This window comes from Methanobrevibacter sp. (genome assembly GCF_050872065.1).
Taxonomy (GTDB): domain Archaea; phylum Methanobacteriota; class Methanobacteria; order Methanobacteriales; family Methanobacteriaceae; genus Methanocatella.
The window spans coordinates 18,194-42,211 of the sequence record NZ_JBNMGD010000007.1; the positions used below are offsets into that span (position 1 = coordinate 18,194).

Annotated in this window: 22 protein-coding genes, 1 tRNA gene and 1 pseudogene; 7 read left to right on the forward strand and 17 right to left on the reverse strand. The window is 31.2% G+C overall.

Translation table 11 applies throughout. The features are described 5' to 3' along the window. Window positions 1-6: 6 nt before the first annotated feature. The 7 genes from ACR0P1_RS01850 to ACR0P1_RS01880 all read right to left on the reverse strand — a co-directional run bounded on the left by ACR0P1_RS01850 (window position 7) and on the right by ACR0P1_RS01880 (window position 8,152). Window positions 7-1,518, reverse strand: coding sequence for a Mur ligase family protein (locus ACR0P1_RS01850; RefSeq protein WP_432644704.1), 1,512 nt, complete (start codon window positions 1,516-1,518; stop codon window positions 7-9). Further along, window positions 1,511-2,896 (reverse strand): Mur ligase family protein, encoded by a 1,386-nt coding sequence (locus ACR0P1_RS01855; RefSeq protein ID WP_432644705.1) that lies wholly within the window; start codon window positions 2,894-2,896, stop codon window positions 1,511-1,513. The genes ACR0P1_RS01850 and ACR0P1_RS01855 overlap by 8 nt, the downstream gene beginning before the upstream one ends. 81 nt (window positions 2,897-2,977) lie before the next feature. Further along, complete coding sequence (locus ACR0P1_RS01860) at window positions 2,978-4,165, reverse strand: aconitase X catalytic domain-containing protein (RefSeq protein WP_432644706.1); 1,188 nt, start codon at window positions 4,163-4,165, stop codon at window positions 2,978-2,980. A 1-nt stretch (window position 4,166) separates the two neighbouring features. Continuing rightward, on the reverse strand, window positions 4,167-5,501 hold the full coding sequence (locus ACR0P1_RS01865; protein WP_432644707.1) for a DHHA1 domain-containing protein: 1,335 nt from the start codon (window positions 5,499-5,501) through the stop codon (window positions 4,167-4,169). Then, a complete protein-coding gene (locus ACR0P1_RS01870) occupies window positions 5,491-5,889 on the reverse strand; it encodes a 30S ribosomal protein S15 (RefSeq protein WP_432644708.1) in 399 nt (132 codons plus the stop codon). The genes ACR0P1_RS01865 and ACR0P1_RS01870 overlap by 11 nt, the downstream gene beginning before the upstream one ends. 69 nt (window positions 5,890-5,958) lie before the next feature. Continuing rightward, a complete protein-coding gene (locus tag ACR0P1_RS01875) occupies window positions 5,959-6,510 on the reverse strand; it encodes an XTP/dITP diphosphatase (RefSeq protein WP_432644709.1) in 552 nt (183 codons plus the stop codon). Window positions 6,511-6,553: 43 nt separating this feature from the next. Next, window positions 6,554-8,152 carry a bifunctional N(6)-L-threonylcarbamoyladenine synthase/serine/threonine protein kinase gene (locus ACR0P1_RS01880; protein ID WP_432644710.1) on the reverse strand — a complete coding sequence of 533 codons (1,599 nt, stop codon included), beginning with the start codon at window positions 8,150-8,152 and terminating at the stop codon, window positions 6,554-6,556. A gap of 80 nt (window positions 8,153-8,232) precedes the next feature. Between ACR0P1_RS01880 and ACR0P1_RS01885 the strand changes: the two genes are divergently transcribed. Then, entirely contained in the window at window positions 8,233-8,736 is a 504-nt protein-coding gene (locus tag ACR0P1_RS01885) for a hypothetical protein (protein ID WP_432644711.1), read from the forward strand. Continuing rightward, window positions 8,729-9,790: a nicotinate mononucleotide-dependent phosphoribosyltransferase CobT gene (gene cobT, locus ACR0P1_RS01890; protein WP_432644712.1), complete on the forward strand. Its 1,062-nt coding sequence runs from the start codon at window positions 8,729-8,731 to the stop codon at window positions 9,788-9,790. The genes ACR0P1_RS01885 and cobT overlap by 8 nt, the downstream gene beginning before the upstream one ends. Window positions 9,791-9,817: 27 nt before the next feature. Here cobT and ACR0P1_RS01895 read toward each other — a convergent pair whose 3' ends face one another. Then, window positions 9,818-10,651: an undecaprenyl-diphosphate phosphatase gene (locus ACR0P1_RS01895; protein ID WP_432644713.1), complete on the reverse strand. Its 834-nt coding sequence runs from the start codon at window positions 10,649-10,651 to the stop codon at window positions 9,818-9,820. A gap of 12 nt (window positions 10,652-10,663) precedes the next feature. Beyond that, entirely contained in the window at window positions 10,664-11,587 is a 924-nt protein-coding gene (locus ACR0P1_RS01900) for a branched-chain amino acid transaminase (RefSeq protein ID WP_432644714.1), read from the reverse strand. A gap of 161 nt (window positions 11,588-11,748) precedes the next feature. On the opposite strand from ACR0P1_RS01900, the gene ACR0P1_RS01905 reads away from it, so the two are divergent. After that, window positions 11,749-11,820 (forward strand) — tRNA-Val (locus tag ACR0P1_RS01905). Window positions 11,821-12,096: 276 nt separating this feature from the next. Next, window positions 12,097-12,924 (forward strand): F420-dependent methylenetetrahydromethanopterin dehydrogenase, encoded by an 828-nt coding sequence (locus tag ACR0P1_RS01910; RefSeq protein WP_432644715.1) that lies wholly within the window; start codon window positions 12,097-12,099, stop codon window positions 12,922-12,924. Window positions 12,925-13,030: 106 nt separating this feature from the next. Here ACR0P1_RS01910 and hisB read toward each other — a convergent pair whose 3' ends face one another. From hisB to ACR0P1_RS01935, 5 genes and pseudogenes are all read right to left on the reverse strand, one after another. After that, the gene (hisB, locus tag ACR0P1_RS01915) at window positions 13,031-13,609 is read right to left on the reverse strand and encodes an imidazoleglycerol-phosphate dehydratase HisB (protein WP_432644716.1); all 579 of its coding nucleotides are present in this window, start codon (window positions 13,607-13,609) and stop codon (window positions 13,031-13,033) included. A gap of 47 nt (window positions 13,610-13,656) precedes the next feature. Then, window positions 13,657-13,848 (reverse strand): 4Fe-4S binding protein, encoded by a 192-nt coding sequence (locus ACR0P1_RS01920; protein WP_432644717.1) that lies wholly within the window; start codon window positions 13,846-13,848, stop codon window positions 13,657-13,659. A gap of 18 nt (window positions 13,849-13,866) precedes the next feature. Continuing rightward, the gene (locus ACR0P1_RS01925) at window positions 13,867-14,559 is read right to left on the reverse strand and encodes a TOBE domain-containing protein (RefSeq protein WP_432644718.1); all 693 of its coding nucleotides are present in this window, start codon (window positions 14,557-14,559) and stop codon (window positions 13,867-13,869) included. A 209-nt stretch (window positions 14,560-14,768) separates the two neighbouring features. Continuing rightward, window positions 14,769-16,325, reverse strand: coding sequence for an oligosaccharide flippase family protein (locus tag ACR0P1_RS01930; RefSeq protein WP_432644719.1), 1,557 nt, complete (start codon window positions 16,323-16,325; stop codon window positions 14,769-14,771). 49 nt (window positions 16,326-16,374) lie between these two features. Then, window positions 16,375-16,958 (reverse strand): annotated as a pseudogene (locus tag ACR0P1_RS01935) (flavodoxin family protein). A gap of 138 nt (window positions 16,959-17,096) precedes the next feature. Between ACR0P1_RS01935 and ACR0P1_RS01940 the strand changes: the two are divergent. Further along, entirely contained in the window at window positions 17,097-17,936 is an 840-nt protein-coding gene (locus ACR0P1_RS01940) for a phosphoserine phosphatase (protein ID WP_432644720.1), read from the forward strand. On the opposite strand, the gene ACR0P1_RS01945 is transcribed toward ACR0P1_RS01940, so the two are convergent. From ACR0P1_RS01945 to ACR0P1_RS01955, 3 genes are read right to left on the reverse strand one after another with little or no spacing between them, the layout of a single operon-like run. Continuing rightward, on the reverse strand, window positions 17,933-18,214 hold the full coding sequence (locus ACR0P1_RS01945; RefSeq protein ID WP_432644721.1) for a zinc ribbon domain-containing protein: 282 nt from the start codon (window positions 18,212-18,214) through the stop codon (window positions 17,933-17,935). The genes ACR0P1_RS01940 and ACR0P1_RS01945 overlap by 4 nt on opposite strands. Before the next feature lie 54 nt (window positions 18,215-18,268). Beyond that, window positions 18,269-19,510: a bifunctional 5,6,7,8-tetrahydromethanopterin hydro-lyase/3-hexulose-6-phosphate synthase gene (locus ACR0P1_RS01950; RefSeq protein WP_432644726.1), complete on the reverse strand. Its 1,242-nt coding sequence runs from the start codon at window positions 19,508-19,510 to the stop codon at window positions 18,269-18,271. Window positions 19,511-19,567: 57 nt separating this feature from the next. Further along, window positions 19,568-21,394 carry a threonine--tRNA ligase gene (locus ACR0P1_RS01955; RefSeq protein ID WP_432644722.1) on the reverse strand — a complete coding sequence of 609 codons (1,827 nt, stop codon included), beginning with the start codon at window positions 21,392-21,394 and terminating at the stop codon, window positions 19,568-19,570. Between the two features lie 132 nt (window positions 21,395-21,526). On the opposite strand from ACR0P1_RS01955, the gene cfbB reads away from it, so the two are divergent. Both cfbB and ACR0P1_RS01965 read left to right on the forward strand, forming a co-directional pair. Beyond that, window positions 21,527-22,882, forward strand: a complete 1,356-nt coding sequence (gene cfbB / locus ACR0P1_RS01960; RefSeq protein ID WP_432644723.1) for a Ni-sirohydrochlorin a,c-diamide synthase — start codon at window positions 21,527-21,529, stop codon at window positions 22,880-22,882. Window position 22,883: 1 nt separating this feature from the next. After that, complete coding sequence (locus ACR0P1_RS01965) at window positions 22,884-23,945, forward strand: oligosaccharide repeat unit polymerase family protein (RefSeq protein ID WP_432644724.1); 1,062 nt, start codon at window positions 22,884-22,886, stop codon at window positions 23,943-23,945. Window positions 23,946-24,018: the final 73 nt, after the last annotated feature.

Here is a 24,018-nt window from a genome sequence, read left to right on the forward strand (position 1 = left end):
ACAGACTTATAATTCAAAAACAACATTCTTGAATTTGGTAGCTGCTTCACCAATAGCTATTACCATTTCACAATCCAAGTTTAAAGCTTTTTTTAAACCATCTTTAACTTCATCTTCAGAAGCCCCAAGAGTTCCATCCTTTTTAAAGTCATTAACATGATTTAAAAATATTCTATCGTTTAATTCCGGATTTGATTTGAGTTTTTCAAATGCTATTTTTTGTGATGCTGCTGATGCTGGAACAATGAACTTTGAAAATTTTAAAACACTGTCAAATATATCATTATCTCCAACATATCCTGATTCAGATGAAACTGTAATTACAGTTGTAAAGTCTCCAAACAGCTTTTTAAATTCTTTTAAAACAGTTTCTACACCTGCAGGATTATGAGCATAATCAACAAAAATATCTTTACCTTTAATTTTTGCAACTTCTTCCATTCTTCCACTTACGCCGGAAAAACTAGCAATTGTAGGTAAAATTTTATCATAAGGTAAATCTAAAAATTCATGAGCCGCAATAATGACTCCACTTAAATTGTAAACATTATGAAGTCCATCAACACCCATTTTTACAGTTAATTTTTCAGTTGGTGTGTGCAAATCAAAAGTTCTGTTCTTCAAGTCAACATTTGTTGCAATGTAATCAAGTTGAGGAGTTGTAAGTCCACATTTACAGAAATAGTATCCGCAACCGGAAATTATTTCCTTAACAGCAATTTCATTACCACATACACATTCTTTCATTCCAACTGATTCTGGAAGTTCATCAACACCAAAAGTAATTACTTCTCCTTTAAAGTCAAGTTCTCTTAAAAGACCCATGATTGTTGGATCTTGCCCATTTACAATTAATTGGCCAAGACCTATTTCTGAAATAAATTCTCCCTTAACATTCGCATAATCCATGAAACTTCCAAGATCATTTAAATGGTCAGGAGTGATGTTTGTAATTAATCCGCCAGACATTCCAGTGTTCTTAACAATTCTTCCTATGGTGCCTGGAACACCAAAGGTTCCAACTTCAAGAATCCCAACATCACCATTTAATCTAGATTGTAGAATTGGAATAAACTCTGCATTACCTTGCATACCCTCTAACATGTGTTCGCATGGTTTGATTCCATTATCATAAGCAACTTTCTTAAGTAATGTAGTAGTGGTTGTCTTACCATTGGTACCAGTTATCCCAAAGACTGGTTTTTCAGATTGAATCATTTCAATCACATCATATAATTCAACAATAGGTTTATCTCCAATTTGATTAAATAAATCAGAATCTTTTGATAAACTTGCAGGAGGAATTATATAATCAGCTTTTTTAAAGAACTCTTTTGGAGTTTTTCCATAGAATACTTCAATGTCATAACCTTCTAATGATTTGGCAAACCGACAATCTTTTTTGGAAGATAAATCAGTTCCAATAACATCATATCCTCTTTGTTTGAGAATTCTTGCTATTAAATTTCCGTTTGCTCCACAAACACCAATAACTCCGAAGGTTTTATTTTTATTCATATTTTTTACTTCCTATTTCAAGCCCTTTACTAATCTTATCAACAGTAGTCAACCTATCATATGCTATAAGCGGCCCCATGTGCAAAATAATATCTCCGGGTTGAGAATATTTAAAAGTTAATTCAGCAGCCTTTTCAATTGTTTCAACAGCTATTTTCTCAATTTCAGGATTTGTTATTGCATCTAAAATTTCATGCGCAGCTTCCATTTCAACACATTGTGTGACTTCATTAAATCCACTAGCTATAACAACCTTAAGATCGTATTCACTTATTAACTCACCGACTTCAGCCTTATCTCTTACTGACAAGGTATCAAAATGATCTAAGAACAATACAACACTTTCATCTTTAAAGTAATCAAGAGTAATTTTCATTCCGTCATATAAAAATGCAGAATCCAAAATTACTTTTCTACCGTTATAATCACCAACATCTTCCATGTGTGCAGGCAATCCTTTAAATACAGTTAAAGCATCAATAATATCATTTTCACTAACACCATAAGTTAATGCAGCAGCAGATGCTGCAACAGAGTTTTCAAAGAAGTAACTCATCATATTAAATGGTGTTGTGAATTCATTATCCCCATATGTGATAGTTAATGATTTATCCCCCACAGTGCCTTTAAAATCAACATCCTCGTCCAATGCATAAAATATTGCATCATTACGAACATTTTCGATTATGTCACGACATGAATTATTTGATATAAATATCTCACTCATAGCCTGCAATATTAGTTTACGTTGTTGATATTTTTCAAGAGAACCCCCAAATTCAGATAAATGATCCTCAGCAATATTAGTTAAAAGGCCAATTTTGATATCCAATTTATTTAAAAGGCCAATAGTACCATGAGGAAGTTCAAAAATAGCTATATCACAATCATTTGATTTACCTTTAACAATACCATCAATAATAGCTTCTGAAACTAAATTATTCACAAGAGAAGAACATGACCACACTTTATAACCTGCCTGTTTAAATAAACTAGTTGTAATAAAAGTAGTAGTGGTTTTTCCCATAGTTCCAGTAATTCCAATAATATCCACAGGAATTAAATCATTTACAATTTTAGAAAATTCTTCATTAGTTAATATTTTTAAGTTAGACTCTGAAATTTTTTGAGCTATTGGAGCAGATTCAGGCAAAGTGGGAGGCAAGTACACCGCATCAAAGCCTTCAACTGAAGGATCTTTATTAGGAATATCCAAAATGACCCCTTCTTTTTCCATTTCAATTAAACTTCTTTGAAATTCTATTTTAAATTCGGAAATATCCTTTAAATCTGTTACAGTAACATTATGCCCTAAATGATTCAATAATCTTGCAACAGGCCTGCTTGCATTTCCAGCACCAACAACTAAGTAATTCATAAAAAGTCTTCTCCTAATTCTAATTAAATTAATATTTGCATTTTATTATTTAATAAGATTTTTAAAAAAAAATTAGAAAATTTATTCAAATTGAATTAAATTTTCCACATCATTATAGACAACATCAAGTCCACACATAGATGGAACATAATTTGCAGCTTTTGCTGAGTTTACACCAATTACCTCAAAGCTCATATCCTCAATAGGAGCTACAACCATACAGGTATCACAAACAACATTTCCACCTGCTTGTTCAATAATTTGAGTATAACCCATTCTATCAGCTGTTGCCTTTACACTTACGGATGTACAAATCCATAATTTATTTTTAATAGTTTTACCTTGGACAATGTTAGCTACTTGCTTAATTTCATCAAGAGATGCATGAGGACATCCTAAACAAATTAAATCAGGAGTTTTATCAGTAGTAGACAATTTTTGACGAGTTTCATTAATTTGATTTCTTGAAACAAACATCACATCTTCAACATCATTTTTTCCAGCATTTTGATATTCAGGAGTTATATTTTCTATATGATAAAGTGCAACTGAACCTGAAGATGCAAGTGCTGCTCCTAATGTTTTTAAATCATTATTGTCAGGAGAATTTTTTAAATTAAAGTAAGGAACTCCCCCACCAACAAATTTACCAATAATATAACCTAATGCACCAAAATCTGCACCATTGATTTCACAATCCACATTAACAATTAAATTAGCTTTCCTATTTTGTTCTAAGTGAAATCCATATAATGGAGTTTTACCAACAATAGCTGCTGCTAATGCTGCTGGTCCACCTTCACGATTAGTTCTAGCACCAATAACAGAATTAACAAATGCTACAGCAGATGATTCTGACCAAGATACATGATCCGCGAATCTTGGAACATTACCAACCAAATACGGTGTACAAGTACATGTTTTATAAATTCCAAGATTTGCATAAGCATCTACAATTTGATTTTGCTTAATTGCAAATTCCTCTGGAAAACCTAACTCTTTCCAATTATCTAAATCAGTTCCTGGCGGGTTTAAAGAAGCATTAATAGTAGCTTTACCTGACCCATCACGAGCTAAATCTTCAAGATATTCTAATCCAGCATCCCCAATAGTTTTATATGAAACACCAGATACTTGTGCAGAAGTAATATCAACCAATTTAGAAGCTCCATAGATATCACCTAAAGCAACCAAAATATCCATACTTTTCCTAATGGTTTCTCCGAACTCCCCATCACACATTTGTTCTTCTTTTTTTGTTAAAAACATATTAATCATTAGTTAATTGATATTCAACCATTTCATCAACTAAGTGCAGGAAATTATCTTTAAATTCATAAGGAATCATAGCACCTGCAGCGATGTCATGACCTCCCCCAGTACCACCAAAGTTGTTTGAAGAGTCTTTCAATGCTTTACCTAAATTAACTCCTTTTTCAACCATATCTCGAGTAGTCCTACCAGATATTTTAACATCCTTATAAAGTCTTGAAAGACCAATTACTGGTTTTGAATCATCCAACAATTCAACTGATAAACCAATACTTGCAATAGTACCCATTACAGATTTTAGTACTTTATCTTCAGAATATAAATATTGGATACTATTAAGTTGTTCAGCACCTTGTTTTTTAATCCATTCAAGTCCTTTAACAATTTGATCACGATATTGACGTTGTAGTTTTAAAGCAGCATCAAGTGCTTTATCACGTTCTCCAAGTGCAATACTTAAACCTAAACCTTGTTTTTTGTTTTTACCACATGCATCAAGAATATAAGAATATTCTTCTAAATCACGTAATAATGGTGCCTCTTTTGGGACAGTATAACAATCTCCAAAGATTTCTGGATTAATAGAAATAAGAGCATCTTTTAACAAATCTTTTTCTTCATCCTCTAAATCATTGAATTTAATTCCATAAGATAAATTCATACGTTCCAAAAATTCACGTGCACCTTCAAAATCCCCACTGATTTTAGGTAGAGGTGGTGAAAAAGTATAAGCTAAAGATTTAAAAATTGGTTCAGATGCTTTAGAAACTATTTTTAATCCTTCATGAATCTCTAAAGTTCCACTTTCAATAGCATCATCAACAATTAATTTATTTACACCAGTAAATCCATTTTGTCCTTGCATATCCCCAAATGCGCCAACTAAAGCAAAATATGCTAAATGTTTTTTATTAAGCTCACGAACAGTAAGATAACTTGAACCTGCTCCACATAAATCCTTACTACCATCTATTCCAAATAAATGAGGATTTAAATGAACAACATTAGATTCTGCTTCAGCATCATCTACTTGGTGGTGATCTGCAACAATAACATCATGTTTATATGTATTGAATTCTTTAATAAATGGACTTCCCATGTCTGAAAATATGAATAAATCATAATTTTCATGCCTTAACTGATTTACAATATCCTCTTTAAGACGAGGGATAATTGTAGTGTGGAATTGAACATTCTCTTCAGCAAGAGCATTAGCTAATACTGCTGCTGAAGAGATTCCATCAGCATCGTTATGAGAAATTATTCTTATAACATTATCCTTTTCAATATGCTCTTTGAGCATATCAGTTGCTTCACTAGCCCTATTTAACAAGGAGTGCTGCTTCTTTTGGATTATATCTCCATCCTTCTGGTAATGCACCTTCACTTACATAATAAGATGCTAATCTTCTGATTCTGGATTCAATGATAGTTAAACCTCTTTTAGAGTGTAAATCTTTAGGATTTTCAGCTAAGTGATCTCTGATGTTAACAGCTCTTTTAATTAAATTTAATAAATCTTCTGGGTATTGTCCAGCTTGATCATTTCTTTTTAAAATTTGAGTGATTCTTTCACCAGTAACATCTTTTACAGATGGAATTCCATATTGGTCTCTTAATACAATACCAATTTCAGAAGTACTTTTACCTTCTTTGTTATATTTTAAAATCATTTCTTCAATTTCTTCATCACTATAAGTTACCCATTCTGGTCTTGCCATAATATAACCTCTTTAATATTTTTAAATAAGCCCAATAAGTATAAATTTAAAATTTTTAGAAATACAAAGCTATTCCTGACTAGAATACCATTTAATAAATTTTTCTAAAGAATTTTTTCTATGTGAAAATTGGTTTTTTTCATCAGTTGTAAGTTCCCCAAATGTCTTATCCAGACTTGGAACATAAAAAAGTGGATCAAAAGCAAATCCTAAATCTCCTCTTTCTTCAACTGCAATTTCTCCTGACACCTTGCCTAAAAAGATCTTGGGCTCAGAATTGGGGGCACAGTACCCAATAACTGACCTGAATTCGGCATAACGGTCATCAGTATCTGCTAATAACTTCAAAATTCCTTGATTTCCTAAAGTATCTTGAACATAATGTGAATATGTTCCAGGAAATCCTTTTAAAGCTTTAATGAATAAACCAGCATCTTCAACAATCACAGGTTTATCAAGTTTATGACAAGCATATTTTGCGCCTGATATAGCTACTTCCTCAAGAGTTCCTTGAGGTTCTTCATAGCCTAAATCAATATGCTCTAATGTAATGTCATAATCTTTGAAAATATTCTCTGCTTCTTTAACTTTATGTTCGTTACCAGTTATAAATGTTATCATATATTTAAATATGATTTCATTTTTTTATATAGTTAATCAATAATTAATGAGTATATCTTCCACGGGATTCAATGTCAGATATTTTATTAACAATACCCTCATCACCATACCCTTTCAATACACAATCAAAATATTTTAATGCTAAATTATAGTCAATACTTTGAAAAGATTTCTTTAATACAAGTAAATCAACTGCTTTATCTTCATCTAAATTGGAATATCTTCCAAGACCAAAATCAATGAAAACTAGTTTGTCATCCTGAATCATGACATTTGATGATGTGATATCTCCATGAATAATATCTGCAGAATGGAGCTTTGCAATCTCTTCACCAATTCTAAATGCTAAATCCTCATCAATAACATCTTTGACCATTTTACCTTCAATTTCTTCCATCAATATTGATTTCTCTTTTAAATTAATATCATATAAAATAGGTGTCCTAACACCAGCACGTTTTGCATCGGATAAAAGTTTAGCCTCTTCTTTTGTTCTTAATTTTCTAATTTTATCATCTATTTCAGCTATTCTATACCCTTTAGGAATTCTATCTTTCAGAATAGCATTTTCACCTAAATAGCTACTTTTAACAATGTTAGATTCAGCTCCTTTAGCTATTAAATCATCATTCAATTTTAAATATGATTTAGTATTATCAATCCATGGAATATCAACTTCATCAGTTCTAAACTTTTGAATAATTCCTGTTTGGGATAAATCCATTGGTCCAAACTCTTTACACATTAAAAGGCCTAACCATGCAATCATTACTCCATTATCACCACAAAGTTCCATTTTAGGCATGTAAAATTTAGCACCATGCTCTTCAGCCATTATTTTAAGCATTTCCCTTAATCTTGAATTAGCTGAAACTCCACCACATAACATGACTTCATCTTTTTGAGTATGTGACAGTGCACGTTCGGTTACTTCAACAAGCATGGAAAAAGCAGTTTCCTGAAGAGAATAACAAATGTCTTCAATAGGAATTCCTTTTTCAGCTTCCCTTAATGCAGCTGACAATAATCCTGAAAATGAAAAATCCATTCCTTTTACAACATATGGTAAATCAATATAGGAACCTTGCTTAGCTAATTTTTCGATGACTGGACCTCCAGGATGTCCCAATCCTGTTTCACGACCAAAATGATCAAGACAATTACCAATAGCAATATCTAAAGTTTCACCAAATACTCTATATCGCCCACTTTCATAAGCAATTACCTGACTATTTCCACCACTTACATAAAGAGAAACAGGATTTATTGCACCAGTGTCCAATTTTCCAACTTCAACATGACCAATACAATGATTTACACCAATTATTGGTTTTTTAAGAGATAACGCAAGACTACGAGCAGAAGTTGCAACGATTCTTAAACCTGGACCCAAACCTGGGCCCTGAGAGAATGATATTAAATCAATGTCATCATAAGAAAGTCCAGATTCTTCAATAGCCTGTGGAATTAATTTTGGAATCCATTCTGCATGATGCTCAGCAGCCATTCTTGGATGAATACCGCCCTCTTCTGGAAATAATTGGTTTCCAGCCATGGCCAATATATTACCATCACTATCAACAATACCTACACCTGTTTTTTCTGCAGTTCCTTCAATTCCTAAACATATCAAAATAATCAACTAAAAAATTCAATTAATTATATTATTACTTTTAAAAATATAAAAATATTTTTTAAATTTAAAAAACATAATAAAAAAGTATGGGATTTTATAGCGCTAATACTCCAGAACAAAAAAGAGTTAAAAAATTAACCGGAGATATTAACATCAGCGATATGTTTAAAAATGAATGTGAAGCTCGTGGAATTCCAATTTATAATGCTTATAATATTCAAAAAAGATTATTGCACGAGGTAGAACAAGAACAACTTCATGGTGTTAAAGAAGTAGATGACAGACTAATGGAATTACTTGATGAGAAAGGAAAAAATAAGGTAACACATAGATATGTTGACTTTATTACAAACGAAGATAGTGCATCAAGAGGAGTCATACCCCCAAAAGCAAGTGAAAAAAAATCACTTCCTCCAAAAGATCAAATTAGAATTCCACCAAGAGCAAGAGATGGAAAACAATTCTTAAATGATGAAGAATTACCCGAAATAGAAATGCTAAAGAAAATCATGTTACAAAATAAAAAAATTATTAATCAAAATAAACTAATTTTAGAACAATTGAAAAAACTAGGTGAAAATAATGATTGATGGAATAAAAACATATGGTTCAACTGAACTTATTGAAAAATTACAGGAATGCGAGGAACCAGTATTCCTACTTACAATAGGAACAACTGATACATCAACAATTCCCAATATTTCAGGAGCAGGAGCAACACCCGAATTAACATTATTTACACCTGCAGCAGATGCAGAGTTTTTAGTTCTAGGAGAGGTTCATTGTACACAAACTGCTGCCGAGACCGTTGTTGACGGTGCAGCTGCACCGACACCTGCAAGACTTACAAAAGCAGCACTTCAACTTTCAAATATTCCATTTGTTATTATTGATGCAGGATCAAAAGTAAAAGCTGACGTGTCATACTACAGCTTTGGAAAAGAATCCGGGAACGATATAAGAACTGGAAAAGGTGTTGTAAATCCATTAGAAATTATTGAAAATGGAAAAGATTTAGGTGCTGAGTTATCTAGAAGACACGAATTCCTAATTATTGGTGAAAGCATAGCTGCTGGAACAACAACAGCACTTGGAGTCCTAAAAGCATTAGGTTACAAAGCTAATGAAAAAGTTAGTGGAAGTATGCCCCATAACCCTCATGACTTAAAATCAAAAGTTGTTGATGAAGGTTTAAAAAATGCAGGAATAATACCTGGTGAGTCAGATGCTATACAAGCTATTGCAGCAGTAGGAGATCCAACAATAGCCGCAATTGCAGGCCTTGTGCTAGGTTCAGATGTTCCAATTATCTTAGCTGGTGGAACACAAATGGCTGCAACTTGTGCTGTAATAAAATCAATTCAACCAAACTTTGATTTTTCAAGAATTAATTTAGCTACTACCGTATTCGTTGCAGATGATGAAACTGCAGATTTATTTGGTATTTTAAACCAAATTGACGACAATATTACAGTGAATATAGTAGACCCTAAATTTGGAGATTCTAAACATGAAGGATTAAGAAATTACTTAACAGGATTTGTTAAAGAAGGAGCAGGAGCTGGAGGAATGATGTTTACAGCACTTGTTTTAGGAAGTTCTGTTGAAGAATTAAGAGAAAAAATAGAAAAAGTATGTGAATAGAGAATATTAATCTCTATTTTTTTAATTTTAGAATATATGGGTAATTGAGCCCATAAACACTATAATACCCATCAACCAACAATAATATGCAAAAATATCCAAACTTTTATTTTTAATTAAATCTAACATCCATTTAATAGCTAAATATCCTGCAATTATTGATGCAATAAAACCAATGAATATTGGTAAGAAGTTAACATCTATTGCAGAACCAATGTCTCCTAATTTAAAAACAAATGCTCCAAATATTGCTGGGATAGATAAAATAAAACTGAATCTAGCAGCAAATTCTTTGTCAAGACCCATTACTAAACCAGCAGCAATAGTAGTTCCGGAACGTGAAAGACCCGGCAATATCGCACATGCTTGTCCCAATCCCATTACCAAAGCTTCAGATTTAGAAAAATTCTCCTTGTTAATTTTACCACTATTCATTCTTTGAGATAAATAGAGAATAGTACCAGTTACAAACAAGAAAAATGCTGGAACATAAAGTGCGCCTGCAAAAAATGATTCAACTGCATCATCAAACAATACTCCCACAATTCCAACTGGAATAGTTGCTAAAATAACATACCAAGCAAGCCTTTTATAAGAATCCGCATAAAAACCTTCCTTAAATCTTCCTTGCAATATGTCCCCAATACTTAACCACCAGGATTTAATCATTTTAATTATATCCCAACGGAAGAACCACAATACTGCAATTAATGTTCCCAAATGAAGTAAAATATCAAAAGCTAAAGAGCTTTCAACATTTAATAAATTATGGGCAAAAACTAAATGTGCTGAGCTACTAACTGGTAAAAATTCAGTTAATCCCTGAACAATACCAATTATTATAGCTTGTAATATATCCATAAGTTACACCACTTAGATATAAGATAACCAACCATATTTATCTTCTACTTTAGCTTCAACTATATCGAAGAAAGCAGTTTGTAATTTTTCAGAAATTGGTCCTCTTTTACCAATACCAATAGTTCTGTGGTCAATAGAACGGATTGGAGTTACTTCAGCTGCAGTTCCTGTGAAGAATACTTCATCAGCAGAATATAATCTTTCTCTTGAAATGACTTCTTCAATAACTTCATAACCTAAATCACGTGCAACAGTCATTATAGAGTCCCTTGTAATACCTTTGAGGTTAGATGATGACATAGCGGGAGTGAATAATTTTTCACCTTCAACTAGGAAAATATTTTCCCCACTACCTTCAGAAACATGACCTTCATAATCAAGCATGATTGCTTCATCATATCCATTATCAATAGCTTCCATTTTTGCTAATTGAGAGTTCATATAATTAGCACCACATTTTGCGAGTGCTGGGAAAGTATCAGGAGCAGGTTTTCTCCATGAAGATACACCAATATCTACACCATTTGCCATTCCTTCTTCACCTAAATAAGATCCCCATTCCCAAGCAGCAATTACTACATTAACAGGACATCCACTAGGATCTACACCTAATTGCCCATACCCTTTAAATGCAATAGGACGGATGTAACATCCATTTAAATCATTTACACGAACAGTTTCTAAAATTGCTTCTTCAATTTCCTCTGGTGTGAATGGAATTTCCATTTTATAGATTTTTGCAGAATCAAATAAACGTTGTACATGTTCTTTTAAACGAAATACTGCAACACCATTTTCATTTTTATATGCACGAATTCCTTCGAAAACACTTGTACCATAATGGACTACGTGGGAAAGTACATGAATTTTTGCATCTTTCCAGTCAACCATTTCACCATCTACCCAAATTTTACTAGCTGTGTCATCCCATGCCATTTTATCACTTCAAATATTATTTATACATTAGTTATGTTTTTATCATATATTAAAATTTACTTTGTTAAAAATTCAAAAAAAGGAAAAGTATATATATGATTAACTTCATAATACTATTTGTTGATTATGTAGACAACCTACAATATTCAATACTATTTATTGGTTCCGTGGTCTAGTGGTATGATACCTCCCTTACAAGGAGGGGATCACGAGTTCGAATCTCGTCGGAACCACTATTCTAATTTTTAAAAATTTTATTAATATTTAATTTAATATTCTATTCTTGCTCTTCTTAAAAGTAAACTTTAACTAAAAAAATAATATTTATAAAATTCTTTTTCTTGAAAAAAAATTAAAATAATGAATTTTGTTTATTTTTTCATTAAATAAAATGAAGTAATGGGCAATTTTTTGAAAAATAAGTGTTATAATGATTAAAAATAACAAATAATAAAATTTAAATACTTTTCTAGCTAAAAATAGTATTATCGAAAAAGGAGACATGAATTATGGTAGTTAAAATTGCTATTATTAAAAGTGGTAATATTGGTACTTCACCAGTAATTGACCTATTGTTAGATGAAAGAGCAGACAGACCAAACATCGATGTAAGAACTTTTGGATCTGGAGCAAAAATGAACCCTGAACAAGTAGAAGACATCGTACCTAAAATAGATGCATTCGAACCAGATTTTGCAATTTTCATTAGCCCAAACCCAGGAGCACCTGGACCTGCTAAAGCAAGAGAATTATTATCTGAAAAAGATATTCCTGCTATTATCGTAGGTGACGCACCTGGTAAAGGTAAAAAAGATGAAATGGATGAACAAGGATTAGGTTACATCATCGTTATGTCTGACCCAATGATTGGTGCAAAAAGAGAATGGTTAGACCCAACTGAAATGGCTATCTTCAACTCCGACATATTAAAAGTATTAGCTGAAACTGGAGCATTAAGATTAGTTCAACAAACCATTGATACTGTAATTGAACAAGCTGAAGCTGGAGAAATCGAATTACCTAAACTTATTGTTACCGCTGAAAAAGCTGCTGAAGCAGGTGGATTCGCAAACCCATACGCAAAAGCAAAAGCAATTGCTGCATACGAAATGGCTGGATCTGTTGCAAACTTAGATATGAAAGGTTGTTTCATGACCAAAGGTTTCGAAAACTTCATTCCATTAGTAGCTGCTGCTCACGAAATTGCTGCATGTGCTGCTAAATTAGCTCAAGAAGCAAGAGAAATCGAAAAAGCAAATGATACTGTTTTAAGAACCCCTCACATGAAAGAAGGAAACTTAGGTTCTAAAACTGACTTGATTTCAAAACCAGAATAAGTAGTTTTTACTACTTTTCTTTTTTTATTTTTTTAATAAACCACTTTCAACCAGTTACTGTAACTAATTTTTATAAAATAAGAAAAAAAGATAGCTAATTTAATAGCTACAATACTCCTTTTGTAGAAGGAATTTGATCATGCTCTATCTTTATTGCTTCTTTGATAGATTTAGCAAATGCTTTAAAAATAGCTTCAGCTTTATGATGGTCATTAGCACCTTCAACAGTCCCGTAGATATTCAATTTGGCAGAACCTGCAAAAGATTCAAAGAAATGAATTACAATATCAGAAGTCATGTCTCCAATTTTTTCATTTTTAAATTTTAAATCCATATTGCAATAACTACGTCCACTAATGTCTATTGCTACTGTTGCTACTGATTCATCCATCGGAACAATGGCATGTGCCATTCTTTTAATTCCTTTTTTATCACCAATAGCCTTAGCAAATGCTTCACCAAGCAATATTCCAACATCCTCAATCGTATGATGATCATCGATTTCAATATCCCCACTAGCTTGAATATCCAAATCTATCATACTATGCTTTGAAAATGATTCTAACATATGGTTAAAGAAATTCACACCAGTTGAAATATTATACTTACCTGTACCATCAAGATTCATCTTGATATTAATATCAGTTTCAGATGTCTTTCTTGAAACATTTGTATTCCTAGTCATAATCTAACCCATGAAATAATTAAATTTAGTTTAATAATTTAAATAGTTTAACCATTACGTTCAATTTTAATGCATTGAGTAGGGCATTCCATTGCACATAGTGTACAAACATGACAATATCTTAAATCTAATATATGTGCAACATCCGTAATTTTCCAAATTTTAGCAGATTTTGGACAAATCTCAGCACAATTTCCACAACCAATACATTTTTCTTCATCAACCAAAATTTGTAACATTTAATCTCCTCATAATAATCATAATTTTAATGTCGCAACAGACATTGCCTTGAAACCAACATAAACTTCAGTACCAATTTTAAGACTTAATTCTTTCTCAGCGGAAACTGTAATATCAGAACATAAAACAACTCCACCAACATCAACTTTAACACGAATTATCTCATTTTGAAGTTTCATTTCAATAATTTGACCTTTTAAAACATTACGAATACTTGAAGATTGAGGTTCCAACATTAAAAATATGTTGTCATAACTTATCAAAGCTAAAATTTTATCTCCAATAGCATAATTCCTATTTAATGGTGCGCTTATTTCAAATTGATTCATTTTAATAGTCATTACACCTTTTTCAGTATTAATATCGACAATATCTGCCTCAATTTCATTAACTTCCTTGTGAAGTTCCATAATTGCATTAATTTTTTTACATTCTTTTAATATGGAGTACCCATCATCTGTAAGAGAGGTTCCTCCACCACCACCTTTACCACCTTTAGTAGTATTAACAATTTTTACATTGAGTGCAGATTCCATTTTTTCAATGTAATTTAAAGCAGTTCTATAAGAAACTTTAATCTTTTTAGAAGCTGTTGTTAATGAGCCAGTATCTAAAATAGCCTGCAATAACTGGTATTTTTTATTATCTAATAAAAATAAATTACCATCTACATTAATTTTATATTCTACACCTGCATTTACATCAGCCATGATATCCCCCAAAATTATAATATTATATTTATATTTATTATAATTAAATATCTTTTGATTATTTTTTATTAAAATTAAAGTTATCCAACTTAAATATAAAATAAATTTAATAATTCATTAAATAACACTCATTTTTTCAAAATAATTAATAATTATTGGAAATAAACACGATCTAAATAAAAATCGACTCAAATCCAAAAGTATTCCCTTCATCTAAATTCAATTCTTTCAACAAAATTTAACAATTTATTAATAATTTTAGAAAGAGGACCAAACTTAGATGAGAGTCCTCTTAAACTTTCTATATCATCTTTTTGGAAGAATTTAACTAAAACCAAAGCAAAGAAATATACGATTATACATAAAAATATTCCTGGGAATAAAAATAAAGTATTTTTTGGAATAAAATATGCAACTACAGCCATAATTCCTGATGCAACTAATATCTTGACTATTTGCATAACAGGAGCCTTGGTTTTTGTTAATCTAAATACAAAATACACACATGGAACCATCATTAAAAAACAGGCACCACTAGTAGCAAGTGCACCACCGGCAATTCCAAGAGTTGGAACCATCATCCAATTCAAAACACCAGTCACAATAGCTCCACCAACTAAAATATACATTGGAATCCTAGGATTTCCAATTCCTTGAATAATACTAGTTGAGATAGCAAATATTGAATAAAATGTCATACCAATAGATAAAATTGCTAATGCCATAGCTCCCGCTACATAAGCCGGATTTTTAAAGTAAAGAACCCTTAAAGTAGGTTCTGCAAATAATGTAAGGCCAACACACATCGGAACAACGAACAACAATGAAAACTTATAAGCTTCTGAAACATACTTCTGAAGCATACTTGTATCCTTTAATTTAAATGCCTCTGAAGAAGCAGGCAAAATTGTAGTCGCAATAGAAACTGAGATAATCAAAGGAAGCCTTGAAATAGGATCTGCCGCTGCAAAAAATCCAATATCCTCAAATGTTAAAAACTTACCCATCACGATAGTACAGATATTATAAATAAGCATTTCAGCAATAGCAGTAATAATCACTGGAATAGAAAATTTAACCAATGTAGTTGCAAGTTTCAATTCATCGCGTCTAGTGAAAACAAAATCATCACTAGGTTTAGGTATTAGATTACCCATACGATATTTAAAAATATAAACTGCCGCTACAACAGAAAGAGAATATCCTAAAACAGTACCCCATAAAGCACCAGTTGTAGATAAACCTATTAAAACAAAAGCTGTTGCAAATAAAATCATACCAAGTTGCTCTACAGCACGAGTATATACAATATACTCCATTTTATATACTCCTTGAAATGCTCCTCTAAAAGCACCAACAATAACACTAAATGGAGTAATAAGTCCCACAATTTGCAAAGGAATTAATGCTTCTGGTTTTCCCAAGTAATTATAAGCTAAATATGGAGCAACAACAAAAATCATTATTACTCCAAAAAACAAACCTAAAAAAACCATAATCTTTAAAGCCGTGTAAATTGTCTGACGAGCCATGTCCTTTTCATCCACGGCTTCATATTCAGCAACATATTTAGCAATGGCAGGAGGAAGTCCACCAGCAGATAAAGTCTGAAAAATTCCTTGAAATGGCAAAGTAATCCCTAAAATACCGTATGCAGTAGGTCCAAGTAGAATTGCCATTAAAAAACGATAGATATAACCTCCAATACGGAAAATTACATTACCTATAAGAATTATTAAACTACCTCTCACTAACTTATTCGCCATAATATTACCTTAAAAATTAGTTACTATTAATTTAACTTGATTTTAGTATTTAAATATACTTATTTAAAAAATTTTCAAATTCAACTAAAGTCCTATTTAATGACTCCATTCCATAATCATCTTTTTTAACATCATCTAATGAATCATTGGACCAAAAGATGCTCCCAGATTGGAACCAAATGGACCACCACTAACAGGAATAATTCCATGTATCATAAAATAAGTAATATTAGCTAAATGAGCAAAATCCTGACCACCAGTGCGATCACCACCAACAGCAATACTCATCCCCACTTTTCCTCTTAAAATATTATAGTCAATCGCTTCCAATGCTCTGGTTCTATCCATAATGATTGACAAATTTGCTGAAATGGAACCTGATTGAACTGGAGTTGCTAGAATAATTCCATCAGCATCTAAAAGGGATTCATAAACCTCTTTCATATCATCATCAATAATACACTTTTTATGTTCAAGACAATAATCACAATGCATACAAGGCTTTAAATCCTTAGCATTGCAATCGAACAATACAGTATCAAATCCATGCTCATTTAAACAATTCAAAGCATTATTTAAAACATAATGGGTTGTATTTAACCTAGGACTTGCACAAATTCCAAAAACTTTCATGAAACTAGTTTATATAAATTAATTAAAATAATTTTTTAAAAAATATTAAAGAAATCCGAACCTCCACATTAAATTAGCTACAAAATATTTATTTAATTAAAAAATCAAAATTATGTTTATATCATAAGGAGATAATTTATGAAATTTGGGAAAGGTAAAGTAAAAAAATATTCAAGAGAATATAACAGAACACTGAAAAATGGTGAAAAGAAAAAATACACCACAGAACAAATTCAAATTACCATTCCTAAAAACGAAGACATCTATAATAATGGTGAGGAAGTTCTAATTATCCCAAATAGCGAAATTGAGAATCTCAATGACCGAGAAGAAGAAAACGAATTTTTAAAAGTCGCTAATTATTTTTATGTTAAGGAAGTGAAACAATTGAATGAAAAAATAGATGAAAATTTAAACTCCTCTTCAAAATATGAAGAAGAAATTGAAAAATTAAAAACAGAACTTTCCTCTTTAAAAGATGTTGAAAACAAATATAAATCCTTACAAAAGAATAATATCAACCATCTCAAACAAGAAAACGAAAAAATGAAAGATAAGTATTCTAAATTGATTATTGAAAACGAAAATTTAAAAACAAAATTTACCAATATCAAAACTGAGAATGAAAACTTAAAAACAAAATATTCAAGTATTAAAGAAGAAAATAAAAATCTTAAAACTAAATGTTCTAAATTAAACGATGACAATTCAACAATTAAAAATAGTTATAATCAAGTTTCAGAAAAATATGATCAATTAAAACAAGAAAATCTTAATACAAAAACTAGTTATGCTGAAATATATGAATTAAATGAAGGACTAGAAAAAGATTACAATACTCTTCGTTTAGAATATAATGAGTTAGTTGATAAAATTAACGACTTAGAAGAAGAATTATACAAAATTAAAACCATGAAAACTCATGATGAATACATAGCAAATAGAGTTAAAGAATTTATTTTAAAAAGAGAGGATTAAAGAGTTTTATAATCATCTTGAAACTCAGGATTCCATCTCTTAAGTCCTGGAATAAACAATGCAGTAATACCAGTAGCTTGTGTTTCAGGCAACCTCGGATTTTTTTCCATCATTTCTTCTGTTTTTCTTGTAATCATTTCTGCTAAAGTTATATCAGGTTCAGTATATTCACCATTCTGATAACAATCTTTACAAAAATCAGGATTCAAACTTCCATCTTTATTAGTTCCGTAATCTTCTTTTACAATTGGCCTTCCACATGAATTGCAAAATCCCATAATAAAAGCTCCATTTTAAAAAAAATAGTTGTAAATTAGAAAAAATCTAATTTACTAATCATCTTTTACTTCAATATTTTCATCTTCATCCATAGCAAGTCTCATATTGTCTGGATCTGGTTCAAAGTGTTCTAAGAAGTCTTGTGCAGCTCTTCTTACATCTCTAGAACCAATGATGTATCTACCAGCGATGATGATATTAGCACCTTTTTCAATAGCATCTTCAGCATTGCTAGGTTTAATACCTCCTGCAACAGCAACGAGTCCTTTATCGCCGAGAAGTGCTTTAATATCTTTAATGTTACCCCATTCAGTCATATCACTAGTGTCTTCACCGTGTTCTGCTCTGTAGGTTTCCATATCAACATTTCTGTGTAATAAAACAATGTCTGGTTTTAAGTCATCAGGAAGTTTAGCTAATTTTTCTTCAAATCCAGAAACATTCATCATATCTAAGATAGAATAGATACCTTGTTTTTGAGTTTCGTGAATAGCTTTAGCAATAGATTCAACAGTACCAAGACCAGAAATAGCTACAGCATCAGCAGTTTCATCTGCTGCCATTTTAACTTCAACACGACCAACATCTAAAGTTTTTAAGTCAGCAATGATAAATGCATCAGGACGTAATGCTCTGATTTTTCCAATAATACCAACCCCGAACTTTTTAACAAGAGGAGTTCCTGCTTCGAGTAAAATTCTATCATTGTCTGGTAAGTCATTGATAATTCTTTCCATTGCATCTTCATTATCTAAATCAAGTGCAACTTGTAAGTATGGTGGTGACCAAAGTTTTTTGACTTTGAATCCCATGATTGGGTGAGTTCCACGGTCTTTTTCAGCTAAAACTTTTTCCATGGATGGGTAATCTTCCATTGCTCTTCTGATAGCTAATTTTGTTGCCCCATAGTTGTATTGATAAATTTTCCTGAAATCTTTTGCAGATGGATCAATGAATACACTTACATTAATTACAATATCTTCTACAATTTCTTTTGGAATATATCCTTCTTCTACTGCATCAGCAACTGCTCTTGCAACAGCAGTTTGTGCAGGTCCAAATATTTTACTAGCATCGTCTAAATCACCAACAGTTACTTTAGGAATAATTAAAGTAGCTGGTTTAGTCATTAAATTAGGTCTAATTACGCTTGTTAAAGGAGTGTGTCCTACAGATAAGTTTGATAAACCATTAGCGAAAGCTTGACCAACAGGGCCGAATTTATCACCAATCAATAAATCAATGTGTGCTAATTCTGGACCATCTCCAATAAGAGCTTCTCCTATTTTATACATTGGGTTCATTAAATTTCCTCCATATTATAGTATTAGTTAAATTATAAATATAATTATTTATTGGAAGTTAATCCTTCTTGAGATATCTTTAGGTAAAGGTAATCTTCTGAAAGGTTTTCCTTCACATTTTTCATTAATTTCAACAATTAACTCATCGACAGTCATGTCAACTTTTTCACCAGTTTCACGTACAGTTACTTGGAATTTACCAGATTCAACTTCTTTGTCTCCAACGACAAAAATGTATGGAATCCATTCTTTAGATGCATTTCTAATTTTCTTACCTACACTTTCATCTCTATCATCAACATCTACACGGATGTTTGAAGCATTAATTTTAGCATAAAGTTCTTCTGCAAATTCCTTGTGGGATTCACCAACAGTTAATATTCTTGCTTGTATTGGACTTAACCAAGTTGGTAACATTGGAGATCTTTCATTTAATTCAATCGCAGTTTTTTCAAGCATTGCACATAAAATTCTTTCAATACTTCCTGTTGGAGAACAATGTAATATAGTTGGAGTATGTTGTTCCCCATCTTCTCCCAAATAGGAAATATCAAATCTTCCAGCACTTTCAACATCAAGCTGAACGGTTGGGTTTTCAATTGGACGACCTAAAGCATCAATATTTGCTAAGTCGATTTTACATACCCAATAATGATGTCTTTCAGGTAGGATTTCTAATAATATTGGTTTTTCGAATTTTCTAGCAATTTCATACATCCATTCTTCATATTCATCGAAGAAATCTTGGGTTGCTCTGAAAATTACTTCAAAATCCAAGTTTAAATCCCTACCAGTACTCATACACATGTCAGTTTGATTTGAGAATTCATCAAGAGATGCTGGAATATCCGCACAGAATGAATGGAAATCCGGCATGGTGAATGCTCTTAATCTTTTAAGACCAACAACTTCCCCTTTTTTCTCAAAACGGAAACTGTAAGTGGATAATTCATAAAGTTTAGCAGGTAAGTTTTTCCAAGTTAAGTATGAATCAGCCATTACTCTGAATGCTCCAAAACAGCATGCAAATCTAAGCATCAAATTCTTTTTGGTGTCTGTTCTATATTGTCTTTCACCAAATTTGTATGCATGTTGGTATATTGCCTCATTATCTAAATCATAGAAAATTGGAGTTTCAATAGGCATTGCTCCATTATCTACAGTAAGGTTGTAAACATAATCAGCAAGTAAATCTCTTATCAATCTACCTTTTGGATACCATCTAAGGTTTCCGACATCAGACGCAGGTTCATAATCACAAATTTCTTTTTCTCTCATTAATTTAACATGAGGAGGTTCACCTTCATCAGATGCTCCACAACCTAATTCGTAATCAACTAACTGTTTGAAACTTTTATTATCAAATTCAAAGTCTTCTATTTGAGTAATTTTATCTCCTTCAAGAATTTGCCATTTTGAAGGTTTTCTTTCAATTTTAGCTTCATCTGCATCCTCAGCAGTTATAGTCCTAGAAAGTTCACTTAATGGGTGACCTTTACAGGAGATTTCAAATGCTTTATACCATCCGAAAGGCACTCTTTTTACATTAAAATCTTCAGCAAGTAAAGCTTCTTCTGCATCTTTTAAGATTTGTACTGCAACTTTTGGAGAGCTTAATGAAGAAGATAAGTGAGCATATGGATATAATACAATATTTTCAGCTTTAACTTGATCATTAGTTTTTTTAACTTCACTAACTAAATTTTTAACAATACCTTCTGGATTATTTTCATCATCTTTTTCAACAGCTGTAAATACTACTAAAGAATCATCAAAGGAACCTTCTTTTTTAGCATCCTCAATATCTTCAGCTACAGGTGTTTTGTTTTTTACATTATAATTTAAATAATCAGAATGAATTAATAAAATTCTCATTTTACCACCATATATTATGAATTAAATTTTATTTTTAATATTATATAAAAATAGCTAATTTTTAAAAAAAAGTACAATATTTAATTTTAAAAAGATAACTTTTTAATAAAATATATAAATATATTATTAAACATGAGAATTATTTTAGCAGGAACCGGAAGTGCTGTTGGAAAGACCACAATAGCTACCGGAATAATGAAAGCACTAAGTGAAAAATATAATGTTCAGCCATTCAAAGTTGGGCCAGATTATATTGATCCATCTTACCACACATTAGCTACTGGAAATGTTTCAAGAAATTTAGATTCTTTTTTTATGAAAGAAGGCCAAGTTAGAGATTCTTATCTTAAAGGAATGAATAAAAAAGATATAGCTGTTATTGAAGGAGTGAGAGGACTTTATGAAGGAATCGATTCCATAAATGATATTGGCAGTACCGCATCAATAGCTAAATCTCTAAAAGCCCCCGTGATTTTAATCATTAATTCCAGAAGCTTAGTCAAAAGTGCAGCAGCTATTGTTTTGGGCTTTAAGGCATTAGATCCTGAAATCAATATTGCAGGAATTATCTTGAATAAAGTCAAGAATAAGGCACATTATGAAAAAACCAAAAAATCAATTGAAGAAATAACAAATACTGAAGTTATCGGAGGAATAATACGTGACGACAATATTTCTATTGAACAAAGACATTTGGGTCTTGTTCCTGCTCGTGAAAGGGAAAATTCACTTAAATTTATTGATTTATGGTCAGAAGTTATTAAAAATTCAATTGATTTGGACAAGTTAGTTGAAATTGCAAAAACAGCACCAAAACTCACATCTGAAATTACACCAATTTGGAACAAAATAAACAAACAACCTGTTAAAATTGGAGTCGCTTATGATGAAGTGTTTAACTTTTATTATAAGGAAAATATTGAATCACTCGAAGCAAATAATGCTAAAATAATGTATTTCTCACCACTGAATGATGAAGAGTTACCTGATGTTGATGGATTATACATTGGTGGAGGATATCCCGAATTATTTTCCAAAGAACTTAATGCAAATAAAAATATGCTATCACAAATCAAGAACTTCCATCTAGAAGATAGACCTATATTTGCTGAATGTGGTGGTTTAATGTATCTTATGAATTCAATACATGAAGATCACATGGCAAATATATATCCTTACAAAGCTATTCTAACAGATAGAGTACAAGCACTGAAATATACTATCGCGGAAGTAAAAGAGGATAATATTATCTCCAAAAAAGGTGAAAAATTCAATGGTCATGAGTTCCATTATTCAAAAGTCATTGTAGACAATAGCAATATTAAAAACAAACTAGCATTCAATATATTAAGAGGAAAAGGATCTTATAATAATCAAGATGGATTTATGCAAAGAAATACACTTGCAAGCTATGTTCATACTCATGTAGCTGCTATGCCAAACTTTGGTGGAAACTTATGTATCTCTTCCCTGGAACTCGGAGGATAAAATGAATTTTAAGAAAATTGATTTCTTTAATCCATTAATAATTGTAGTTGCAATTTTAGTCTTTTTAGTAATGGGTTATATAGGGTCATTTGACTACAGATTTGAAGACCCTCTCAACATGAGTGTGTTTTTAATCATTATTTTCGCATGTATAATCTTTTCAGGTGGATTTTTAATTGTTAAAAATAAAATCAAAGTGGATAATACAAAAGAGATTAATTTTACATCCGAAAAAACATTAGTAATTCTTGTTTTAATAGCTTTAGTATTACAAGCTTTAAATATAGTGTTAATTGGGGGAATCCCTCTTTTTGATAGTGTTTTGAAGTCAAATGCAACAACAAACATTTGGAGAATAGCATATCCATTATTCTTAATAATGATAAACATCCTTCTTGCAAAATATTATGATAAAAAATACCTGATTTTAGTTGCAGCTGGGGCTTTAATATTTGGTCTTAATGGATACAGAACATCTGTTTTGGGAATTTTAGGAAGTTCTTTTATTACACTTTATTATAAGAATAAAATATCTAGAAAAATAGGAATTTTATTTATCGCAGCAATAGTTATTGGGCTAATGGCCATAGGATATATTGCATCCCAATCAATAGTCAACCAACATTGGACATTAAATCCTGCTCAATTAGTATTTTATAGAGCAGCATTTACTTTAGAAGTTTTTGAAAAAATAATTCCTCTTGCTGGTTCAACAAACGGACATATTCTAAGCATGATTTTTTCATCTGGAAGTCCTAGAACATTTATTGGTGAATATGTATTACATTATACTGTTTGCCTTACATCAACATTATTTGGACCTGTCACTCTTGACTTTGGATTAATTGGTCTTGCAATTCAAATGTTATTCTTAGGATTATTTATTGGAATGGTTTATAAATTAAAAGAAGGAATTGGAGTTGGAATCTACTCCATTATTTTAACACACACATTAATTTGGATAGAAACTGGACCCACAGACATTATGATTTGGTTTTTATATTTACTCGGATTAATTTTAATAATAATTAATCGTAATTATATTAAATTAAACAAAAATTAATATAATTAAGATAATTAATGAAATAAAGAATATAAATGTTCCTTTAACAATAAAATCTCTATTTCTATCTGTG